General features: G+C 62.4%; 18 protein-coding genes, 1 pseudogene and 1 other annotated feature. Of the genes and pseudogenes, 11 read left to right on the top strand and 8 right to left on the bottom strand.

The window, feature by feature from the left end:
• Positions 1-25: 25 nt before the first annotated feature.
• The gene (locus ACI1V7_RS14895; protein ID WP_404532572.1) at positions 26-1,471 is read right to left on the bottom strand and encodes a dihydrolipoyl dehydrogenase; all 1,446 of its coding nucleotides are present in this window, start codon (positions 1,469-1,471) and stop codon (positions 26-28) included.
• Positions 1,472-1,806: 335 nt separating this feature from the next.
• Here ACI1V7_RS14895 and ACI1V7_RS14890 point away from each other — a divergent pair, with 335 nt between their 5' ends.
• The 6 genes and pseudogenes from ACI1V7_RS14890 to ACI1V7_RS14865 all read left to right on the top strand — a co-directional run bounded on the left by ACI1V7_RS14890 (position 1,807) and on the right by ACI1V7_RS14865 (position 7,747).
• Complete coding sequence (locus ACI1V7_RS14890) at positions 1,807-2,562, top strand: PEP-CTERM sorting domain-containing protein (RefSeq protein WP_404532571.1); 756 nt, start codon at positions 1,807-1,809, stop codon at positions 2,560-2,562.
• A gap of 171 nt (positions 2,563-2,733) precedes the next feature.
• Positions 2,734-3,951 (top strand): extracellular catalytic domain type 2 short-chain-length polyhydroxyalkanoate depolymerase, encoded by a 1,218-nt coding sequence (locus ACI1V7_RS14885; RefSeq protein ID WP_404532570.1) that lies wholly within the window; start codon positions 2,734-2,736, stop codon positions 3,949-3,951.
• 116 nt (positions 3,952-4,067) lie between these two features.
• Positions 4,068-4,322 (top strand): annotated as a pseudogene (locus ACI1V7_RS14880) (Hcp family type VI secretion system effector); the annotation flags it as partial.
• Between the two features lie 61 nt (positions 4,323-4,383).
• Complete coding sequence (locus tag ACI1V7_RS14875; RefSeq protein ID WP_404532569.1) at positions 4,384-4,755, top strand: hypothetical protein; 372 nt, start codon at positions 4,384-4,386, stop codon at positions 4,753-4,755.
• Positions 4,756-4,952: 197 nt separating this feature from the next.
• The gene (locus tag ACI1V7_RS14870; protein WP_404532567.1) at positions 4,953-6,086 is read left to right on the top strand and encodes an acyltransferase family protein; all 1,134 of its coding nucleotides are present in this window, start codon (positions 4,953-4,955) and stop codon (positions 6,084-6,086) included.
• Between the two features lie 438 nt (positions 6,087-6,524).
• Positions 6,525-7,747, top strand: a protein-coding gene (locus ACI1V7_RS14865) for an IS3 family transposase (RefSeq protein ID WP_404533416.1) whose coding sequence is annotated in 2 segments (ribosomal slippage) — positions 6,525-6,804 and positions 6,804-7,747 — 1,224 coding nt in all. Because the reading frame shifts where the segments join, the coding sequence is not laid out codon by codon here.
• Positions 6,803-6,919 (top strand) — a sequence feature (AL1L pseudoknot). Its footprint overlaps the gene before it by 117 nt.
• Here the strand turns inward: ACI1V7_RS14865 and ACI1V7_RS14860 are convergent.
• From ACI1V7_RS14860 to dnaA, 7 genes are all read right to left on the bottom strand, one after another.
• The gene (locus ACI1V7_RS14860; RefSeq protein ID WP_404532566.1) at positions 7,729-8,829 is read right to left on the bottom strand and encodes a ThiF family adenylyltransferase; all 1,101 of its coding nucleotides are present in this window, start codon (positions 8,827-8,829) and stop codon (positions 7,729-7,731) included. The genes ACI1V7_RS14865 and ACI1V7_RS14860 overlap by 19 nt on opposite strands.
• Positions 8,804-9,544: a multiubiquitin domain-containing protein gene (locus ACI1V7_RS14855; RefSeq protein WP_404532565.1), complete on the bottom strand. Its 741-nt coding sequence runs from the start codon at positions 9,542-9,544 to the stop codon at positions 8,804-8,806. Before ACI1V7_RS14855 ends, ACI1V7_RS14860 begins: the two co-directional genes overlap by 26 nt.
• A gap of 115 nt (positions 9,545-9,659) precedes the next feature.
• Complete coding sequence (locus ACI1V7_RS14850; RefSeq protein ID WP_404532564.1) at positions 9,660-10,211, bottom strand: helix-turn-helix domain-containing protein; 552 nt, start codon at positions 10,209-10,211, stop codon at positions 9,660-9,662.
• A gap of 9 nt (positions 10,212-10,220) precedes the next feature.
• Positions 10,221-11,309, bottom strand: a complete 1,089-nt coding sequence (locus ACI1V7_RS14845) for an ATP-binding protein (RefSeq protein ID WP_404532563.1) — start codon at positions 11,307-11,309, stop codon at positions 10,221-10,223.
• A 301-nt stretch (positions 11,310-11,610) separates the two neighbouring features.
• Positions 11,611-14,115: a DNA topoisomerase (ATP-hydrolyzing) subunit B gene (gene gyrB, locus ACI1V7_RS14840; RefSeq protein WP_404532562.1), complete on the bottom strand. Its 2,505-nt coding sequence runs from the start codon at positions 14,113-14,115 to the stop codon at positions 11,611-11,613.
• A 248-nt stretch (positions 14,116-14,363) separates the two neighbouring features.
• Positions 14,364-15,470: a DNA polymerase III subunit beta gene (dnaN, locus tag ACI1V7_RS14835; protein WP_290412751.1), complete on the bottom strand. Its 1,107-nt coding sequence runs from the start codon at positions 15,468-15,470 to the stop codon at positions 14,364-14,366.
• A gap of 241 nt (positions 15,471-15,711) precedes the next feature.
• Positions 15,712-17,148, bottom strand: a complete 1,437-nt coding sequence (gene dnaA / locus ACI1V7_RS14830; RefSeq protein ID WP_404532561.1) for a chromosomal replication initiator protein DnaA — start codon at positions 17,146-17,148, stop codon at positions 15,712-15,714.
• Positions 17,149-17,481: 333 nt separating this feature from the next.
• On the opposite strand from dnaA, the gene rpmH reads away from it, so the two are divergent.
• The 5 genes from rpmH to mnmE all read left to right on the top strand — a co-directional run bounded on the left by rpmH (position 17,482) and on the right by mnmE (position 21,569).
• On the top strand, positions 17,482-17,616 hold the full coding sequence (gene rpmH, locus ACI1V7_RS14825) for a 50S ribosomal protein L34 (protein ID WP_040378179.1): 135 nt from the start codon (positions 17,482-17,484) through the stop codon (positions 17,614-17,616).
• A gap of 34 nt (positions 17,617-17,650) precedes the next feature.
• Positions 17,651-18,085, top strand: coding sequence for a ribonuclease P protein component (gene rnpA / locus ACI1V7_RS14820; protein ID WP_404532560.1), 435 nt, complete (start codon positions 17,651-17,653; stop codon positions 18,083-18,085).
• Positions 18,082-18,339 carry a membrane protein insertion efficiency factor YidD gene (gene yidD, locus ACI1V7_RS14815; RefSeq protein WP_404532559.1) on the top strand — a complete coding sequence of 86 codons (258 nt, stop codon included), beginning with the start codon at positions 18,082-18,084 and terminating at the stop codon, positions 18,337-18,339. Before rnpA ends, yidD begins: the two co-directional genes overlap by 4 nt.
• A gap of 9 nt (positions 18,340-18,348) precedes the next feature.
• A complete protein-coding gene (gene yidC / locus ACI1V7_RS14810) occupies positions 18,349-20,007 on the top strand; it encodes a membrane protein insertase YidC (RefSeq protein WP_404532558.1) in 1,659 nt (552 codons plus the stop codon).
• A 182-nt stretch (positions 20,008-20,189) separates the two neighbouring features.
• Positions 20,190-21,569, top strand: a complete 1,380-nt coding sequence (mnmE, locus tag ACI1V7_RS14805; protein WP_404532557.1) for a tRNA uridine-5-carboxymethylaminomethyl(34) synthesis GTPase MnmE — start codon at positions 20,190-20,192, stop codon at positions 21,567-21,569.
• Positions 21,570-21,662: the final 93 nt, after the last annotated feature.

Below are 21,662 nucleotides of genomic sequence, written 5' to 3'. Positions count from 1 at the left end.
TGTAACGCCGCGTCCGTACACCGGGCTATACGGCGGGCGCCGCCACGCAATCGAGGCAGTCCGCCAGCGGCGGCAGCGGCAGCGCCAGCCTTTCCTTCAGCGCGCGCAGCGCCGTGCGCAGGCCTTCCTCGACGACCGGGTGGTAGAACGGGCTGTCGAGCATCTGCTGCACCGTCAGGCCGTGCTGCACGGACCAGGACAGCAGGTGGCCGATGTGCTCAGCGTCCGGGCCGATCATCTCGGCGCCCAGGAAGCGTCCCGTGCCGCGCTCGCCGTACACCTGCACCTGGCCCAGGTTGCGGCCCATGACGCGGCTGCGGCCCTGGTCGTCGAAGCTGGCGCCGCCGGACGCGAAGTCCGCCCCGCGCTGCAGCAGCTGCGCATGGCTCTCGCCCGCGATGGCGATCTGTGGATCGCTGAACACCACCGTCAGCGGCGCGCGGCGCGGACGCACGATGGTGTCCGGGTAGCGGCCCGCGTTGTCGCCCGCGATGCGGCCCTCGTCGGCCGCTTCGTGCAGCAGCGCCTGTTCGTCGGCGGCGTCACCGGCGATGAAGATGTGCGACTTGCCGATGCGGCGCGTGTAGCGGTCCGCATGCGGGATGCCGTAGGCGTCCACTTCGATGCCGGCGCGCTGCAGGTCCAGGCCCTTCACGTTCGGCGTACGGCCGGTGGCGGCCAGCAGGAAGTCGAATGCCTCTTCATGGCGCGTGCCGTCCTCGATCCAGCGCACTTTCACGCGGTCGCCGTCGCGTACCGGTTCGATCCGCTCCACGTCCAGCGACGTCGCGACCGTGGACGCGACGATGGCGCGCGCCTTGTCGGCTACGACCGGATCGGTGAGCGGACCCACGCGGCTGCTGCGTCCGAACAGGCGCACGCGCACGCCCAGGCGCGCCAGCGCCATCGACAGCTCCAGGCCGATCACGCCCGGCCCGGCCACGGCCACCGACTCCGGCAGGTCGTCCCAGGAGAACACGTCGTCGTTGACGATCAGCCGCTCGCCCAGCGCCTCGCGCCAGCCGGCCGGCACCGCGGGGCTGGACCCCGTGGCGATGACGATGCGGCCGGCCGTCACCACGGTGTGGCCGCCCACTTCCAGTTCGTGCGGCGACAGGAAGCGCGCGTGACCCACCAGGCGGTGTTCGTCCGGCCATTCCTGCACCGTGTCGACCACGAAGCCGACGAAGCGGTCGCGTTCCCCGCGCACGCGGCGCATGACGGCCTGGCCGTCGATGGCGGCGGGCGCGGCCAGCACGCCGAAGCGATGGGCGCCGTCGACGGCGTGGGCAGCATCGGCCGCCGCGATCAGGAGCTTGCTGGGCATGCAGCCGACGCGCGCGCAGGTGGTGCCGTAGTGGCCGGATTCGATCACGACCACCTTGTCCGTGTGGGCGCGCGCGGCGCGGTAGGCGCTCATGCCGGCGCTGCCGGCCCCGATGATGGCTACGTCGACTGTCAGGTGTTTCATCGTTGTCTTTCAGGAGGATGGTGACGTCGTCAGTATGTGGCTGCGGAGCGACACTCGCCATGCTTTCGAGCTGCACCAATTTGCTCATCCGTCTCGACTTTTGCACCCGCGCCGTGCGCCGGCGCATCGGCCGCGGTGCATTTGCGCACTCCCGGCGAACGAGCGCGACAACTGGTGACATTTCATCCGGGTTCGATGACAAATGGATGGAACACCGTTGCATGTGCACGTTTGACATTGCATATGCACGAAAGCAGCATGGGTTGGCCGGACGAGTCGATTCGCAGGATGCGAGCGCGGCGCCGGCGTCCATTGACCCACACTACGAGGAATCCATGAACAAGAACGCACTCGCTGGGGTAGTACTGGTTTTCGTGTCCGCGCTGGCTTCGGCCGCCGCACCGAACGCGACGACCGACTTTTCGAAGGGAGACGAAGGCTGGTATGCAGGACCCGCCTACGACGGCAACGAAGGCAACTGGATCGACACGTCGCTCGGCAACGGCGCCCCCGCGCTGCACACGCGCTACTATGAAACCTTCGGCCTGAATTGGCTCAACAGCAGCAACGGCGCCTTCGTCGGCGACTATTCGAAGTACGGCTCCGTCACGCTGGGCATCGACCTGCTGGCCAACTCGATCCAGTACCAAGGACGCGAGGTGAGCCGCAACCTGATCGTCGAGCTGCGCGACTACGACAACGCCTACGGCGGCATGCCCTACACGAGCGTCTGGTACAACCTGGGCGAAATCAGCGCCGCGAACGAGGGCTGGAAGCACTATGCCGTGACCATCGGCGACACGGCCTCGTCGATGCTGCCGAGCGGCTGGGGCGGCTACGGCGGCACCGACCTGGAGCCGGGCCTGCCGCCGGGCCGCAGCTTCGCCGACGTGCTGGCCGGCGTCGACGAGATCGCGTTCACGACCTTCGAACCGGGCTACGTCTACGGCTGGACCGCCTACGACGTCGCCGTCGACAATATCTCCATCAGCCCGGTGCCGGAGCCGGCAAACGTGGCGATGCTGGCCGGCGGCCTGGGCCTGTTCGGCCTGATGGGACGCCGCCGCAAGGCGAAGGGCGGCAAGGCATAACGGTCGTCGCCCTTGCGCAGGCAGGGGCCCAATTTCGCACAGCGATGTGATCGTGCACGCACATCGCTGCCGCTTGATTGCGCTGGCTGCTCAATTATTCTGATCTCCGTCAACTGCTAATAGTTGATCTCGTCTTCATGAAGACGAGCACAACAACCATACGGAGACACTATGCGCATCCAGCATCGCGCGGCCGCCCGCCTGGCGGCCGCCATCCTCGGCCTGTTCCTGTCTACCGGCGCATCCGCCGCCCCCGTCGCCCTCCCGAAGTACAACGTCAGCGTCGACGACGTGTCCGTGTCCGGCTTCTCGTCCGGCGGCCACATGGCGGCGCAGATGCATTTCGCCTATTCGAAGACGATCAGGAAGGGCGCGGGCGTCATCGCCGGCGGCCCGGTCTACTGCTCGCAGGGCAATGTGGCGATCTCGGTCGGCCCCTGCATGGCGAACACGGGAACGCGCAACCTGCCGTACCTGCTGTCCGTCGTCGACACATGGTCGGGCAACGGCTACATCGACCCGACCGCCAGCATGGCCGGATCGAAGGTCTACCTGCTGTCCGGCACCATCGACTCGACTGTGCGCCAGCCCGTGATGGACGGCCTGAGGACGATGTATGCCCATTACCTGCCGGCGGCGAGCATCCGCTACAAGAACGACCTCGCGGCCGAGCACGCGGTCCCGACCGACTTTGCCGGCAACGGCTGCGCCGTCAACGGCAACCCCTACGTCAACAACTGCAACTTCGACACGGCCGGGGAGATCCTGAAGTGGCTGTACGGCACGCTGAACGCGAAGAACGCGGGCGCGCTGACGGGCAGCTTCGTCAACTTCGACCAGGCCGCCTTCTGGGGCAATGCCAACCCGACGGCGCACGGCATGGCGAACAGCGGCTACGCCTACGTGCCGGCCGCCTGCGCGAGCGGCCAGTCCTGCCGCCTGCACGTGGCCTTCCATGGCTGCCTGCAGGCCGCATCGACGGTCGGCACGGCGTTCTACCAGAACGCCGGCTACAACCGCTGGGCCGATACCAACCGGATCGTCGTCCTGTACCCGCAGGCGGCGGCGACGGCCGCGAACCCGGGCGGCTGCTGGGACTGGTGGGGCCATGACGACGTCAACTTCCCCGCCAAGAGCGGCGGCCAGATGGTTGCCATCAAGACGATGATCGACCGGATCGTGAGCGGCAACGCGGCGGCGCCGTTCACCTGCAGCCACTGGTATGCCAGCAACGTCGCCCACGTGGCGGCGGGACGCGCCTACCTGGGCGCGGGCAACCAGGTCTATGCGAGCAATTCGAACCAGTACCTGGGGTATTACCTGGCGACGGCGTACACGGACGTCAGGCGGACCTCGGCGGGATATTACGCGTACGGGAGCTGTTCGTGAGTACTTGCCGAGGTCGTTGACGGAACGCAGGGCGCTCGCGGCCGGTTTGCGCGATTACTTCTGTTTGTTGCTGCCTCCTCGACGGGAGGCAGCTTTACCTGAATGGAGACAAGCACATGGCAATCGACGCATACCTGCAAATCGACGGCATCAAGGGAGAATCGCAGGACTCCACGCATCAGGGATGGATCGAGCTGACGTCTGCCCAGTGGGGCGTATTGCAGCCGAAGTCGGCCACCGCATCGACGGCAGGAGGGCACACGGCCGAACGCCGCGAGCACCGCAGCATTTCGGTCACCAAGCTGGTCGACCTGGCTTCGCCACTGCTGATGCAAACTTGCTCGGCGGGCAAGACTATTCCAAAGGACAAACGGTTTCCCCCTGAGTCATCAAGATGATCATTTTTCACGTAGCACTTCGACCGGACACCTTATGAAAAAAATTCTGGCGATTCTCGGTGCAATTACCCTGCTGTCCTTGACCTGTGCGGCCGAGCAAGCTCAGTGGCCTGCTCCCTACCGCCCGTTCAAAGGCGAATATGCGATTTATTCCGGAGAGTTGGGGGACCAGCAAGCGCCTTCCAGAAGCGATCGCAAGCTGTCTTTCGTCGTCGAAGGTCCGGCCGCCAAGGAGATTTTCAGTACCATGCCGCCGGACGATAAGAACACCTGCAGCACCGAAAAAGGCGCCCGTAGCCGCAGCAAGGAGAACGTGTGGTGCACCTTCAATCCCAGCGACGGTTATACCTGCTACTTCGGTTTCGACCTGCGTACCGGCAAGAGCATAGGAGGCGGCATCTGCTAACGGACGACATGCGAGATGGGATGCCCAAGGTTTAGTGAAAATACTGCATAAAGACAGCGTAAAGATAGAAGTTACAAGATGTAACGCGCGGCCCCAGCCTGGCTGGGTCCGTTATGATGCGACCTGCTCGTCAATGAATGACAACATTGGTCGTCCGCTATTGTCGAGCTGCTTTTTGAACAGCCGGCAGGACAACCATGAAACTGACAGGAGCATCCGGGCCGACGGCAACGGTCCCCGCACAATTTGGCCTGATTAACCTCTTGAAGGCAGGCGCCGCCCAGCTGATCGTGCTGCATCACCTGGCGTTTTACGGCCCGATGACCGACGTCGCCCGGCCCCTCCTGCCCGGCACGGTCGACTGGCTCGATGCCTACGGCCGCATCGCCGTGCAGGTCTTCCTCGTCATCGGCGGCTTCCTGGCCGCGAAATCCCTCTCTCCGCACGGCCAGCCCGGCATTGCGCATCCGCTCGCGACGATCTGGCGCCGCTACCTGAAGCTGGCGCCGGCGTTCGTCGTCGCGATGCTGATCGCGATCGCCGCGTCCGCCCTGGCGCGCACGTGGATGGACCACGAATCGATCTCGGCGCCCGCCAGCCTGGCGCAGCTGGTCGCGCACATGCTGCTGCTGCACGACGTGCTGGGCTACGAGGCGCTGTCGGCCGGCGCCTGGTATGTGGCGATCGACTTCCAGTTGTACGCCTCGCTCACGCTGCTGCTGTGGGTGTCCGGCCTGGTGGCCGGCGAACGCAAGTCGTCCTGGCTGATGCCGCTGGTGGTGCTGGCCGCCACCGCCGTCTCGCTGTTCTATTTCAACCGCGACGCCGGCTGGGACGCGTGGGCGCCGTACTTCCTGGGCAGCTACGGCCTGGGCGTGCTGGCCTGGTGGGCCAGCGATCCGCGCCGCGGCGCGGGCGCGACGAGCCTGCTGCTGGCGGCGACGGTGGGGCCGACCCTGCTGGCGCTGACGATCGACTTCCGCATCCGCATCGCCGTCGCGGCCATCGTCATGTGCGTGCTGTTCCTGTTCGGCCGCACCCGGCTGCAGGCGCGCGCCGGCGCCGGCTGGTCGGTCGTGAACTATGTCGCCAGGATCTCGTATTCGATCTTCCTCGTGCACTTCCCCGTGTGCCTGGTCGTGAATGCGGCCTTCACGCGCTTTGCGCCGGACGAGGCGCACTGGCAGCTAGCCGGCGTCGTCGTAGCCTGGGCCGCCAGCGTGGCGGCGGGCGCGGCGTTCTGCCGCTGGGTCGAGGCGCCGCTGGGCCGCAGGCTGGCGGCCCTGCTGGGTCCCGTCCGGCCGCGGCCCGTGCCGGCGAAGGCGACCTGACCGGGAAGCCGGCACAATAAAAAAGCCAGCCTCGAAGGCTGGCTTTTTTCATTGCGACACTGGAACGATTGTCGGGTGACACGAAAGACGAAAACTCGGGCATTGATTACAAAGGGATTTTTCATGATCTTCATCACGGCCATTGATGGGCGCGACGAAGAAAGTGAAAAAACACGGTAGACGTGACGCAGATAATGAAATTCTAGTCACGGCGGGCGAAGCCTTCAACTGGTCGCTTACAGCCCTGAAGCATACATTGACCTCTGAACTTGGCTTCCTGGCTGGTCGAGATCTTATAAGTATTCGCTCACCAGTCCCGACTGCTCTGGTTACCTTCCGAGTATGTTCGATGCAAGTCCTTCTCTTCATAACGAAGTGCTGCTGCGGGTGAACCGCCCCGGGTTTTGTAGAGGCTCCATTGTTTGAGAGAATGGAGTCATTAAGAAACAACCCAAGTATTCTCCCGAGGTCATCGAGCGTGCCGTGCGCATGGTCAGCGAAGCCGGCAGCCAGTACGAGTCGCAGTGGGCGGCGATCACGTCGATCGCGGCCAAGATCGGCTGTACGCCGGAGACGCTGCGCCGCTGGGTACGCCAGCAGGAGCGTGATAGCGGCCAGCGTCCTGGCCCGACTACCGCAGAAGAGGAGCGCGTCAAGGCGCTCGAGCGAGAGGTGCGCGAGCTGCGCAAGGCAAACGAGATCCTGCGCTTGGCGAGTGCTTTTTTCGCCCAGGCGGAGCTCGGCCGCCACTTCAAGCCGTGAGAGCGTTCATCGACCGGCACCGCCATGCCTACGGCGTCGAGCCGATCTGCAGGGTGATGCAGGTCGCGCCGTCGGGCTACTGGCGCCACGCAGCGCAGCAGCGCAACCCGGCATTGCGCTGTGCACGCGTTCAGCGCGACGACGTGCTAAGCGTCGACATCGAGCGGGTTTGGCAGGCGAACATGCAGGTCTACGGGGCTGACAAGGTTTGGCGCCAACTGCTGCGTGAGGGAACCGACGTGGCCCGCTGCACCGTGGAGCGTCTGATGCGCAAGGCCGGCCTGCGCGGCGTGATGCGTGGCAAGGTCGTGCGCACGACGGTTGCCGACGCCAAGGCGCCGTGTCCGCTCGACCGGGTCAACCGCCAATTCAAGGCACAGCGGCCGAACCAGCTGTGGGTCAGCGATTTCACGTACGTCTCGACTTGGCAGGGCTTCGTGTACGTGGCCTTCGTCATCGACGTCTTTGCCCGGCGCATCGTCGGCTGGCGGGTCAGCAGCTCGATGCGGACCGACTTCGTGCTCGATGCGCTGGAACAGGCGCTGTACGCGCGCCAGCCCGAACGAAACGAACTGGTCCACCATAGCGACAGGGGCTCGCAATACGTATCAATAAAGTACAGCGAGCGCCTGGCAGAAGCCGGCATCGAACCGTCTGTGGGGAGCAAGGGCGACAGTTACGACAATGCCCTGGCCGAGACGATCAACGGACTCTACAAGGCTGAGCTGATCCATCGCCGTGCTCCCTGGAAGACCCGCGAGGCCGTCGAACTGGCCACGCTGGAATGGGTGTCCTGGTTCAATCACCACCGCCTACTCGAACCGCTCGGCTATATACCGCCAGCCGAAGCTGAGGCAAACTATTACAAGCAACTGAGCAGTCAAGCCATCCCGGCCTGACTCACACTAACCGGCCTCCACGGAAGCCGGGGCGGTTCAACTTGGATGTTCGACGCGTACAATTCTTCGTCGCGGTCCACCTTGGGAATACGGGTGAGTGCGATGTGACGGGTCGATGGTGTGCTGACAGTCACTCGGCACGTGCCCCAGATTGACTCTTGATCATGGGACAGGTTCAAGCCCATTCCGACATCGATCACCGTGACCCCGGTATTGGCGAGAGCTTGAAGGACGAGTTGCCGAGCCTCTCCACGGTCGACGCACAGAAACACGTAGTCGAACCCGGCAAGTTCCATCACGTTATCCTCATGGATCATGACCTCATGGGGCACGACGCCGCGGCGCATCGTCGAATAATGCTCGCTGAGGTGCTTCACCTTCGTAATCCCACGATCAAGGATTTCTCGCGAGATAGCGCCGGGAAAGCGGAAGGCATTGTGTGGCCGCAGTATATCTGCGTCGAAGAGGTGAATCTCCGCGACATGGGTTTTCGCAACGAGATCAAGCGCATAGCTGCCGGTCCCGCCTAAACCGACGAACGCGATGCGTTGCTGACAGAAGCGGGCCGCCAGGCGCTGAATGCCGGCACGACTTGACGCAGTATCCTGGTACAGAAACACCGAGTTTTCCTCGATGGGCTCACGCGTCCGGAACGTCCTGGCGTCGGCGCTGGGATCCAACGCCTTGGCCTGGCCCGAGATGACCCGCACATAGCTGGTAATCTTCTCGTAGTAATTCTCGTAATAGCCGCACTTAGGCTTATTGGAGAAGTGGTGCTGAGCGGTGATCCCTTCGGCAAGTTTGAACTCGTCGCTCTGGCAGCGGATCTGAACGAGGTCAGTGCCGTCCGCTTTGCAGGGGTGCTCACCGACGAAGTGGACTTGGTGGGTGCTCGGTCGCCCGAGCACGTCTGGGGTTGCCATGGTGAGTTCGGACACGATCACCCCGCGCGCTACTTGCTTGTTCGACGTGGCATACGGCACCGAATGGACCAGCAAATAACCGGAACGGAGCTCGATGTCGAAACCCTCGTTGATGAGGCGCTGCAGCTCTGGATTACGACTTATCAGTAGGCGTGACATAGAACTTCATCCCTTCCTTAACAGTAACCGATTGGGTATCCACCAGCGACCCGCTGGGGTTTTGGTGCGGGCCGGAGGCATAGTCGATCGAGTAGATGATCTGGTCGCTGGGCACGGCCTCGGGGTACGCCAGCTTGACCACCTCCCAGTAGGTCAGCACGCGGTGGTCGACCACGCGATGGCGGGAGTTCACCTTGATCGCGATCTGGATCGTGCGGGTGACGAAACGTTCAGTGCCCGGGCTTGCAAGGTCAACCATTTCATTGTCGTCGATCAGACGGTCATGGCCGCCTGCGGCGTCCAGCCAGACTTCAGTCGTTTCACTCGGTATGCCTGCGAGCCGCTTGATCGTTGCGCCCGAGATGTACGACGCGCCCCAGTCGAATGCGCGCTCGTCCAAGAAGAAGCGAAACGAGCGATCGCTGCGGAACACGAGGAATTTCTCAGTGCCGGCGTTCCGCAAATCTACCATCTGCTCAGGGCGCACCATCTCCAGCGCACCATCGCGGAGAATTTGAAACAACAGGAAGTCGTTTGCTGGACGAGCACCCGCGATGGACAGGATTTGGCTGCCTGTTACCACTGGGTCATCGATGACCTTGGGCGTGAACTGCAGGGATTGGTCACTAATTTGTATCTCGAATAGCCCGGAGCCGTTATGGATGGTCGTGCCAAGGTGATTGTTCGGAGGAATAGAAGAAGAGGTCAAATTCATTGCAAAATCCTTTTTCTGCTTAAATGAAGGTGTTTAACTGGGGCCGCACTGCTTACTTGCGGGACGCCCTTAGCGTAACACAACAGTTCTGGTTAAAGCAAGCTGTTTAAGCAGATTAGCGGATTGCTCTGTACTTGAACTCAATACCACCGGATTCAGCAGCCTCTTCGGCCCGCAGTAGATAGCCGGAGGCGACCAGTCCTTTGAGCCTGGTGCTGGCGTTCTGAACAGAGAGACCGAGATCCGCCGCTACCTGCGCGGCAACCACGGAACGATTCTTGAGGACATACTCAACAAGAGTACGGGTGGAAGGATTTAGTTCGGGGCCAATCACCTCAAAACTGTCATCGTTCCAGATAACAAGCGGCTGATCCTTCGCACGAGCTGCGTAGGTCCAGTTGTCGATTAGGTCGCGATCACGGAAGCTTATGAGGAAAATACCACGTTCGCCGCGGAAATGTTTCGCTACTGAGACTACACTTTCTCGAGGAAAGGAGGCGTCGGTAGCTTCGATTCCATCTAGAGAGACGCCGAAGATCTGTGTACGAGGATGCTCTTCAACAAAATCGACGAGCTTACGAAAAACGTTTTTCCCTTCAATATTTCCGAAAGGGCTAGCATTGCTCGTGAACTCACGTAACTTCACGATGATAGGGTTCTGGTTCATTTGCGTAATTTAAGCAGACTTGGTGACCGCGTCAAGCTTAAACTCGAAGCAAATGTGCGTGCCGTCTAAGTGCGCAAGGTTGAGTCGATGACGGAACTGGACACCGTTGTGGTCATGGTAAACGCGAAGCTCAAAGTCACTCTGGCGAACTGAGATCTTTGCCCTGAACTTTTCAGCAACATCGCCTGATAGCTTAAGGCCGATTCCGCGCCCGTCGGTATCGACTTGGCTGAGGCCACCGCTTTTAAAAACCTCAGTAAGCAAAGCAACGCCGGAGTGTTGGGCAGAAGCCATGATCTGAGCGACATGAGGGTATTTCTCAGGAACCACGGGCGCTAAGGTGCCCACGATACCTCGGCCGTTATCTGAGATGACCGCTTGAATTTTTCTGCCCTTGGGATAGAACTGCAGGCACGCAAACCCTGCGGATGCAGTATCGGAGTGCTCCACAACATTGCCGAACAGTTCTGCAAGCACCGTAAATGCCGCCTGCCAGTAGCTATCGCCGGCGCAGCTGACGAAGCTATTCCGGAGCAGACTCGGAATCTCTGTGTCTGGTGCGGTAGGATTGATGGGTCTAAATTCGATGACACCGTTGTTATTGCCCTGGTAGGTCTTCGATAGGTTACTGCTAGGCCGTTGAGGCAGCACGTTGATTGCTTGGTCTAACACGTCGAAGAATCCAACACGATCCAAGTAGGAAAGAGTTTTTTTTGAATCTTCGAAGTTAAGAGTGACGGTCTTCCCAACGGAAACCAGCTGGTTGCAAAACGCTAACATCCGAGCAAGAAACTCTAGCAGTGGCTTGCACCCGTCCTTCAGAACCAGTACGACCGCAGTGTGACGTGACGTCAGCGGCGAAGTGCCAGAGAACGCACTCTCAAAGTCCCAGGATGTCAGCCAACCACTTCCCCCGAACTCGATGCGATACTCAGCTGAGACGAGGGACCACTGAAACTCCGCGTCTTGCTCAAACTTGTCCTTATACGCATGTAGCAAGCGATTGAGTTCTGCCCGGTCTACTCCAAGCCTCGAGGCGATTGTCTTGGCCTTGGTACGAGGATTGTCTTTAATAAACGCACTTATTTGATCTAACATCGTTCTAAATCAGATGCGCGCACTTGCAAAATTCAGACATGGCCGAGATTTTTTTCATCTTGGCTCATGAACGGTATACGAAAATCCGTTAAAAATTTGCGAGTGCAATCTCATCCTCAAGCAGATCTTTTGCACCAAGCCGACGGTAAGTTTTTCACCACTCTGAAGAGCAAGAACGAACGGTCAGCCACGCTTTCAAGCGTTTCATCGATCCAAGTCAGGCGAGGATTTTTCACTATCCGTGTCAGTAGTTTTTCACTTACATGGCACGGATTTCACTTTCCATGACATCCGACAACGATCAGACGTCGATATTCCCCGCCTGCAGCGCATTCGTCTCGATGAAGTTCCTGCGCGGCTCGACCTCGTCGCCCATCAGCGTGGTGAAGATCTGGTCCGCGGCAATGGCGTCCTCGATCTGGACCTTCAGCAGGCGGCGCACGGTCGGGTCCATCGTGGTTTCCCACAGCTGCTCCGGGTTCATCTCGCCCAGGCCCTTGTAACGCTGCTTGGAGACGCCGCGCTCGGCTTCCTCGCGCAGCCATTCCATGGCTTGCTGGAAGTCGCGCACCAGCGATTCCTTCATCTTGTCGCCCTCGCCGCGGCGGATGATGGCGCCTTCGCCCATCAGGCCCTGGAAGGTGTCGGCCGATTCCTTCAGCGTGGCGTAGTCGGCGCCGGCGACGAAGTCGGCGTCGATCGAGGTCACCTGCACGTTGCCGTGGCGGATGCGCTCGATGCGCAGGCTGTGCTTGTCCGACAGTTCGTCGGAGCGCACGCCCACCTTCACGCTCGGGTCCTTGATGGCGTCGGCCATGGCCTGGGCCGATTGCTCGGCGGCGGCCTGGCTCGACAGGTCCAGCGTCACGCCCGTCATGATGGCGGACAGGGCGGCGCGGTCGATCACGCGCGTCAGGCGCATCATGATGGCGTTGGCCTTGTTGTACTTGTCGACCAGGTTGCCCAGCTCCTCGCCGGAGACGGGCTCCGCGCCTTCCTTCGGCAGCAGGGCGGCGCCGTTCAGGGCCACGCGCATCATGTAGCTCGCTTCCTCGACATCGTCCTTCAGGTAGCGCTCGTCGCGGCCGGCCTTGACCTTGTACAGCGGCGGCTGGGCGATGTAGACGTGGCCGCGCTCGACCAGCTGCGGCATCTGGCGGTAGAACAGCGTCAGCAGCAGGGTGCGGATGTGGGCGCCGTCGACGTCCGCGTCGGTCATGATGATGATGCGGTGGTAGCGCAGCTTGTCGACGTTGAACTCGTCCGGGCCGATCGAGGTGCCTAGCGTCGCGATCAGCGTGGTGATCTGCTCGGACGACAGCATCTTCTCGAAGCGCGCCTTTTCCACGTTCAGCACCTTGCCGCGCAGCGGCAGGATGGCCTGGAATTTACGGTCGCGGCCCTGCTTGGCGGAGCCGCCTGCCGAGTCACCCTCGACGATGTACAGCTCGGCCAGCGCCGGGTCGCGTTCCTGGCAGTCGGCCAGTTTGGACGACAAGCCCAGCCCGTCCATCACGCCCTTGCGGCGGGTCAGGTCGCGGGCCTTGCGGGCCGCTTCGCGCGCGCGCGCCGCTTCCACGATCTTGCCGCAGATGATCTTGGCGTCGTTCGGCTTTTCCATCAGGAAGTCGGTGAGCGTCTTGGCCACGATTTCCTCGACGGGGCCGCGCACTTCGGACGACACCAGCTTGTCCTTCGTCTGCGACGAGAACTTCGGTTCCGGCACCTTCACGGACAGCACGCAGGTCAGGCCTTCGCGCATGTCGTCGCCCGAGATCTCGACCTTGGCCTTCTTCGCCAGTTCGTTCTCGTCGATGTACTTGTTGATCACGCGGGTCATCGCCGCGCGCAGGCCCGTCAGGTGGGTGCCGCCGTCGCGCTGGGGGATGTTGTTGGTGAAGCAGAGTACCTGTTCGTTGTAGGCGTCGTTCCACTGCATCGAGACGTCCACCGAGATGTTTGTGCCGTTTTCCGACACGCGCTCGCCCGTCGCCTGGAAGACGGTCGGGTGCAGCACGGTCTTGGCCTTGTTGATGTACTCAACGAAGCCGCGGGTGCCGCCTTCGAAGGCGAAGATTTCTTCCTTGCCCGTGCGCTGGTCGGTCAGCTTGATGTTGACGCCGTTGTTCAGGAACGAGAGTTCGCGGATGCGCTTGCTCAGGATCTCGTAGTGGAACTCGACGGTCGTGAAGATTTCCTCGTCGGCCCAGAAGTGCACTTCGGTGCCGCGCTTGTCGGTGTCGCCGAGGATCTTCATCGGGGACACTTCGACGCCGTCGACGACCTCGATGATGCGGTCCAGCGGCACGCCGCGCGAGAATTCCAGCTGGTGCACCTTGCCGTTCTGGCGCACGGTCACGCGCAGCAGCTTCGACAGCGCGTTCACGCACGAGACACCGACGCCGTGCAGGCCGCCGGACACTTTATAGGCGTTCTGGTTGAACTTGCCGCCGGCGTGCAGTTCCGTCAGGGCGATCTCGGTGGCCGAGCGCTTCGGCTCGTGCTTGTCGTCCATCTTGATGCCGGTCGGGATGCCGCGGCCGTTGTCGGTGATCGAGATGGAATTGTCGGAGTGGATCGCGACGTGGATTTCGGAGCAGTAGCCGGCCAGCGCCTCGTCGATCGAGTTGTCCAGCACCTCGAACACCAGGTGGTGCAAGCCGGTGCCGTCCGAGGTGTCGCCGATGTACATGCCCGGACGCTTGCGTACGGCCTCCAGGCCTTCCAGGATCTGAATCGACGAGGCGCCGTATTCGTCCGCCTTCTGGGCGGAGGTTTCCACTACTGCTTGAGTGTTCTCGGACATGACTGCTTTCTCAAATAACGTGTAAATCAGACGGCGCAGCGTGGATGCGCTGCGGTCTTGTCGTCGGGTGGAGGGATGCTTGCGGTGCTGGTGTTGGCCAGCTCAGCTTGGGTCCCTGCCTGCGCAGGGACGACGGATCAAACGGTAGCGGCATGAAAAGGATCGCCGGCCTTCAAACCGTCGTCCCTGCGAAGGCAGGGAACCATTCTCCCTGCGCACAGGACGAATATATGGGCGATTTGCCCTAATTAAATACGCATCGGCATGACGACATACTTGAAGTCGCCATTGTCCGGAATCGACATCAGCGCCGACGAGTTCGAGTCGCCCAGCGCGATGTTCACCTGGTCGCACTTCAGGTTATTCAGCACGTCGAGCAGGTACGTCACGTTGAAACCGATGTCGATGGCGTCGCCGCCGTAGTCGATTTCCAGTTCCTCGACCGCTTCTTCCTGGTCCGCGTTGGTCGAGCTGATCTTCATCGAGCCCGGGGCGATCAGACAGCGCACGCCCTTGAACTTGTCGCTGGTCATGATCGCGGCGCGCTGCAGCGAACGCAGCAGTTCTTCGCGGCCGATGGTGAAATCGTTCTTGTAGCCCTTCGGGATCACGCGGGTGTAGTCCGGGAATTTACCTTCGACCAGCTTCGAGACCAGCTCGATGTCGGCGAAGGTCAGTTTCACCTGCGAGGCGGCGATGTCCAGGCGCACCGTGTCGTCGCTTTCTTCCAGCAGGCGCTGCAGTTCCAGGATGGTCTTGCGCGGGATGATGACTTCCTGGCGCTCGAATTGCTGGTCGGTTTCCACCTGCGCGAAGGCCAGGCGGTGGCCGTCGGTCGCCACGGCGATCACGTTGCTGCCATCCAGCACCAGCAGCAGGCCGTTCAGGTAGTAGCGGATGTCCTGCTGGGCCATCGCGAAGTGCACCATATTGAACAGGTGCTTCAGCGTCTTTTGCGGCAGGGTGACGGTGGCGTTGTAGGTGTCCGCCACGGAGACGGTCGGGAATTCCTCGGCCGCCAGCGTCTGCAGGGCAAAGCGCGACTTGCCGCTCTGGACTGTCAGGCGCTTGTTCAGCAGGGTCATGGTGACGTCGCCCGATTCGGGCAGCGCGCGCAGGATGTCCAACAGCTTGCGCGCGGCGACGGTCGTGCCCGTCACTTCCGCGCCGGAACCGATGTTCGCCAGGGTCGTGATCTGCACCTCGGTGTCGGTCGACAGGAACGAGACGCTTTCGCCGTCCTTGCGGATGAGGATATTGGCCAGAATCGGCATGGTATGCCGACGCTCGACAATACCACTCACGATCTGCAGTGGCCGGAGAAGCGTGTCTCGGGTAGTTTTGACCAGTTGCATAAATATCCTCGGTAGTATTTATAGGTGAAAATGTTGTTTGCGCAATATTTTGCCAGAAGTCATTAATGGGTACGTCGAAAAACCGTCGCGAGCGGCGGCAATGGTGGTCGAGAAGCGCAGCTGTACGATAGTACAGCGAGCATCGCAGACCGCCAGTGCAACGCGCAGCAGGTTTTGCGAAGTGCCCTACGGAAAAACCCCTTTTCCAACCGTGGAGCAGAATGGTTTTTCCGCTCCGATCTCAGCCCTTCAACGTCTGTTCCAGCACGTGCAGCTCGTGGTTGCACTCGGCGTTCTTGGCGCGGTCCTGCGCGATCTTGCGCACCGCATGGAGCACGGTCGTGTGATCGCGGCCGCCGAACAGCTCGCCGATCTCCGGCAGGCTCTTCTGCGTCAGTTCCTTCGCCAGGTACATGGCGATCTGGCGCGGCCGCGCGATGTTCGCGGGGCGGCGCTTCGAATACATGTCGGCGACCTTGATATTGAAGAAGTCGGCGACCGTCTTCTGGATGTTTTCCACGGAAATCTGGCGGTTCTGCACCGACAATAAATCCTTCAGCGCTTCCTTCACCACGTCGATGGTGATGTCCTTGCCGTGGAAGCGGGAGTAGGCCAGGATCTTGCGCAGCGCGCCTTCCAGCTCGCGCACGTTCGAACGCAGGTGCTTGGCCACGAAGAAGGCCACGTCGTCGTTCAGTACCACGCCTTCCGATTCCGCCTTCTTCATGAGGATCGCCACGCGCATTTCCAGTTCCGGCGGTTCGATCGCGACCGTCAGGCCCGAGTCGAAGCGCGAGATCAGGCGGTCGTCCATGCCCGTGATCTCTTTCGGATAGGTATCCGACGTGATGATGATCTGCTTCTTGGCCGCGATCAGCGCTTCGAACGCATAGAAGAACTCTTCCTGCGTGCGGCTCTTGCCGCCGAAGAACTGGATATCGTCGATCAGCAGCATGTCCAGCGAGTGGTAGTAATGCTTGAAGTCGTCGAAGCCCTTGCGCTGGTAGGCGGTCACCACGTCGCGCACGTACTGCTCGGCGTGGATGTAGCGGATGCGCGCGCCTGGCTGGTCGGCCATGACCTGGTTGCCGATCGCATGGATCAGATGGGTCTTACCGAGGCCGACGCCGCCGTAGAAGAACAGCGGGTTGTACGACACGCCCGGGTTGTTGGCCACCTGGATCGCGGCGGCGCGCGCCAGCTGGTTGGCCTTACCGGTCACGAAGTTCTCGAACGTCAGGTCCGGGTTCACGCGGCTCTGCTCGCGGCGCGGATTGTTGGCGATGACGTTGTCCGGGGTGACGACCGGGGTGGCCGGGATCGTCGTGTCGGCCGCGGCATTGATGCCCAGCGCGCCGCTGCCGTTGAAGCCGCCCGGGGACGGCATCGACGGGGCAGGGGCCGGCGCGGCGGCGACCGGCTTGCGGGCGGCCGTCAATTTCGGGTCGAGCACGAACTGCACGTCGACCGGGCGCTCCCAGTATTGGGAAGCCAGTTCCGTGATACGGCTGGCGAATTGCGTCTTGACCCAGTCGAGCTTGAACCGGTTGGGCGCGGCAACGCGCAGCTTGCCGTCCTCGTAATCCAGGGCGACCAGCGGTTTAATCCACGCGGTAAATTGCTGCGGCGTCAGCTCGAGTTCCAATTGCTTGGAACAGGTCTGCCAGAAGTTATCCATACATCGACTAAGTTAAGCGTAACACTCTATTTTACCTGTGTTCTCGAAAGTTATCCACAGGCGCGACACGATTTTTCCACTGTAATTTCAACAGCCTGGCGTCCGGCCTTGCTGTGTTGGCACAACGGCTTCCTTGACAGTCAAGCGTGGAATAGGGTCTAATTCAGGGTTCCCCGCCCGCACGCAGTATCAAATCGATATCACGCGCATGGGCGACAAGCTCTGCTGTGGCGTGACGCTGGCTTAACAACTGCGAAATGTCATTGGCGTAACGCTGCCTCGAAAGCGAGCGCAGCCCGATTTGCATTCTAATTTGCTTTAAGCGAGACCACCATGAAACGTACTTACCAACCTTCCGTCGTCCGTCGCAAGCGCACGCACGGCTTCCGCGCACGCATGGCTACCCGTGGCGGCCGCCAAGTCCTGAACGCTCGCCGCGCCAAGGGCCGCAAGCGCCTGGCTGTCTAAGCCGGCAAAGCCGCTTGTCGATCGCGGTCAGCCCATGACTGGCGAAGGTTCGCACGACTTCGCGCGCGTTCGGCGTATCGTAAAAACGGATGAGTTTTCATCCGTTTTTCGTTTGCGCCCTGCGCAAAAAACCGCGCATTTCGTGCTCTACACCCGACCGAATGCCCTGCCTCATGCGCGGCTGGGCGTCGTCGCGGCCAAACGTTTCGCACCGCGCGCGGTCACGCGCAACACCATCAAGCGCATCACGCGCGAACTGTTCCGCACCACGCCGTTGCCCGGCCTGGACTGCATCGTGCGCCTGGCGCGCCCCGTCAACAGCAAGGCCGGTCCGGCCACCAATACGGCCCTGAAGACCTTGCTGCATGCCGAGCTGGCGCGCCTGTTCGCGTCGCAGCTGCCGCGTGCGCGCAAGCCGGCCGGTGCGGCGCCTGCCGCGCCATCACCAGACCAGCCGGGACAATCATGAACCGGCTGCTCGTCTGGCTGTTGCGCGGTTACCAATTGATGGTGTCTCCGATGCTCGGACAGAACTGCCGTTTCTTTCCGACCTGCTCGAACTACGCGGTCGAAGCCGTCCAACTCCATGGCGCCGCACGCGGCAGCTGGCTGGCCCTGCGCCGGGTCTGCCGTTGCCACCCATGGAACGACGGCGGCGTCGACCTGGTGCCTCGTCCTGGGGAGCAATCCCCGCCAACCGCTTGCGGTTGCAAGCATTCCTGAATAAGACCAATGGAAATCAATAAACGTACCATCCTGTGGATCGTGTTCGCCGTCTCGCTGGTCGTCCTGTGGAACGACTGGATGGTGGCCAACGGCAAGCAGTCGATGTTCTCGGCGGCGCCTCCGGCGAAAGTCGCCACCGCCCCGACTCCGGCCAAGGTCAATGATCTGCCGTCCGCCGCCACCGCGCCGTCGACCGTGCCGGGCCAGGCCCCGGGCGCAGCCGCGCCGGGCGCCCCGGTCCAGACCCAGATCGTCACCGTCACCACCGACGTCTACAAGGCCGACATCGACACTGCCGGCGGCGTGATCCGCCGCCTCGAGCTGCTGCAGTACCGCGACAAGCTGGACCCGACGAAGAACCAGCTGCTGTTCCAGCAGAACGGTCCGCGCGTCTACCTGGCCCAGACCGGCCTGACGGGCGCCAGCCCGGCCGGCGTGCTGCCAAACCACAATACGCCGTTCACCGTCCGTCCGGGCGTGCGCACGCTGGACAACAACAACCAGGTGCAGGTGGTGCTGGATGCGGAGCAGGGCGGCGTGCGCCTGACCAAGACCTTCACGTTCAAGCGCAACGACTACGTGATCGACGTGCGCCATGACGTGACCAACCTGACCCAGGCACCGGTCGCCCCGTCGCTGTACCTGCAGCTGCAGCACGACGGCAGCAAGCCGGAAGGCGACAGCTTCTTCAACAGCAGCTACACGGGCCCGACCCTGTGGACCTCGCAGAACCACTACGAGAAGCTGACCTTCGAGAAGATCGCCAAGGGCAGCGCCGAGCACACGACCAAGGCCACCGACGGCTGGATCGCGATCTCGCAGCACTTCTTCGTCTCGGCCTTCATCGCCCCGGACAAGCTCCCGCGCGACATCTACACGAAGAACCTGGGCAACAACCTGTTCGCGATCGGCGAGACCCTGCCGCTGGGCACCGTCGCGCCGGGCGCCACCGTGTCGAACGCGACCCGCCTGTATTCGGGCCCGCAAGTGCAGAAGATCCTCGAAGGCGTGACCCCGGGCCTGGACCTGGTGCGCGACTATGGCTGGGCGGCGATCATCGCCAAGCCGATTTTCTGGACCATGGACCACCTGCACCAGCTGACCGGTAACTGGGGCTGGACCATCATCGCCCTGACTATCCTGATCAAGCTGCTGTTCTTCCCGCTGTCCGCGGCCGGCTACCGCAGCATGGCCAAGATGCGCACCGTGACCCCGAAGATGCAGGCGATCCGCGAACGCTTCAAGAACGATCCGGTCAAGATGCAGCAGGCCACGATGGAGCTGTACAAGTCCGAGAAGATCAACCCGCTGGGCGGCTGCCTGCCGATCCTGGTGCAGATGCCCGTGTTCCTGGCCCTGTACTGGGTGCTGCTGGCCTCCGTCGAGATGCGCGGCGCCCCGTGGGTGCTGTGGATCCACGACCTGACCGCGCCGGACCCGTACTTCATCCTGCCGATCCTGTACGCGATCTCGATGTTCGTGACCCAGAAGCTGAACCCGCAGCCGGCCGATCCGGTGCAGGCCAAGATGATGCTGTTCATGCCGCTGGCGTTCTCGGTCGTGTTCCTGTTCTTCCCGTCCGGCCTGGTGCTGTACTGGGTGGTCAACAACCTGATCTCGATGGCGCAGCAGTACGTCATCACCAAGAAGTACGCGCCCAAGTAAGACGGTGCCGCGTCGCTGAAGAAGCCCGTGCTTGCACGGGCTTTTTTATTGACGACGACACGGAACACATGACCGTCGTCCCTGCGCAGGCAGGGACCCAATTTCGCCAGCGCCGTCGCAGCGCGTAAAAATTGGACCCCTGCCTGCGCAGGGGCGACGGCGTAATCGACTAAAATCTGCTCATGAAACTCGACACCTCCCCCATCGCCGCCATCGCCACCGCCCCCGGCCGCGGCGGCATCGGCGTCGTGCGCGCCTCCGGAAAAGCGCTCGCTCCCCTGGTCGACGCCCTGTTCCCCGGCACGAAGCTCGCCCCGCGCCACGCCACCTACCTCCCGTTCAAGTCGGCGGACGGCACCATCCTCGACGAAGGCCTGGCCCTGTACTTCAAGGGACCGCACTCCTATACGGGCGAGGACGTGCTGGAACTGCAGGGCCACGGCGGCCCCGTCGTGCTGCGCATGCTGCTCGCGCGCGTGCTGGAAGCGGGTGCGGAGCTCGGCCTGCGCCTCGCGGAACCGGGCGAATTCACGCGTCGCGCCTTCCTGAACGACAAGCTCGACCTGGCCCAGGCCGAAGCCGTCGCCGACCTGATCGACGCCTCGACCGAAGCGGCCGCGAAGTCCGCCTCGCAATCGCTGTCCGGCGCGTTCTCGAAGGTCGTGCACGAGCTGGTCGACAAGACCATCAACCTGCGCATGCTGGTCGAGGCGACGCTCGACTTCCCGGAAGAGGAGATCGACTTCCTGGAAAAATCGAATGCGCGCGGCCAGCTGAAAGGCATCGTGGAGGCGCTGGACGCCGTGTTCCGCCAGGCGGCGCAGGGCGCGCTGCTGCGCGAGGGCCTGAACGTCGTGCTGGTGGGCCAGCCCAATGTGGGCAAGTCCTCGCTGCTGAACGCGCTGGCCGGTTCCGACGTCGCCATCGTCACGCCGATCGCCGGCACCACGCGCGACAAGGTCAGCGAAACGATCCAGGTCGAAGGCATCCCGCTGAACATCATCGACACGGCCGGCATCCGCGCCATCGACGAGGGCATCGACGTGGTCGAGCGCATCGGCATCGAGCGCACCTGGGGAGAGGTCGGCAAGGCCGACGTGATCCTGCACCTGCTCGACGCCAACCTGGGCCCGGCCAGGGCAGACGAGGAGATCGTCGCCGCCTTCCCGGCCGGCGTGCCCGTCGTGCGCATCTGGAACAAGATCGACCTGTCGGGCCACAAGCCCAGCGTCGACCAGAGCGCGGACGCCACCCACATCTACCTGTCCGCCCACGAGAAGATCGGCATCGAGCTGCTGCGCGCGGAACTGCTGCGCATCGCCGGCTGGCAGCAGACGGGCGAGTCGCTGTACCTGGCGCGCGAACGCCACCTGGTGGCGCTGCGCGCCGCGCGCGCTCACCTGCACCTGGCGGAACTGCACGCGGCCCAGGACGACCAGTCGCTCGATTTGTTCGCCGAGGAGCTCAGGCTGGCGCAGGACCAGCTGTCCAGCATTACGGGGCAGTTCACGCCGGATGATTTGCTGGGGGTGATCTTCAGCCGGTTCTGTATCGGTAAATAGCGTATCTGCCGTCGTCCCCGCCTGCGCGGGGACGACGTATCCAAGTCCGTAATTTTTCGTGAGCTTTGCGCCATGCAAAGCTTGCTACCATAG

The organism is Massilia paldalensis, assembly GCF_044901715.1.
In the GTDB taxonomy this organism is placed as follows: Bacteria; Pseudomonadota; Gammaproteobacteria; order Burkholderiales; family Burkholderiaceae_D; genus Telluria; species Telluria paldalensis.
Note: the sequence above shows the minus strand (reverse complement) of the source record. Positions and strands in the feature narration are given on the sequence as shown.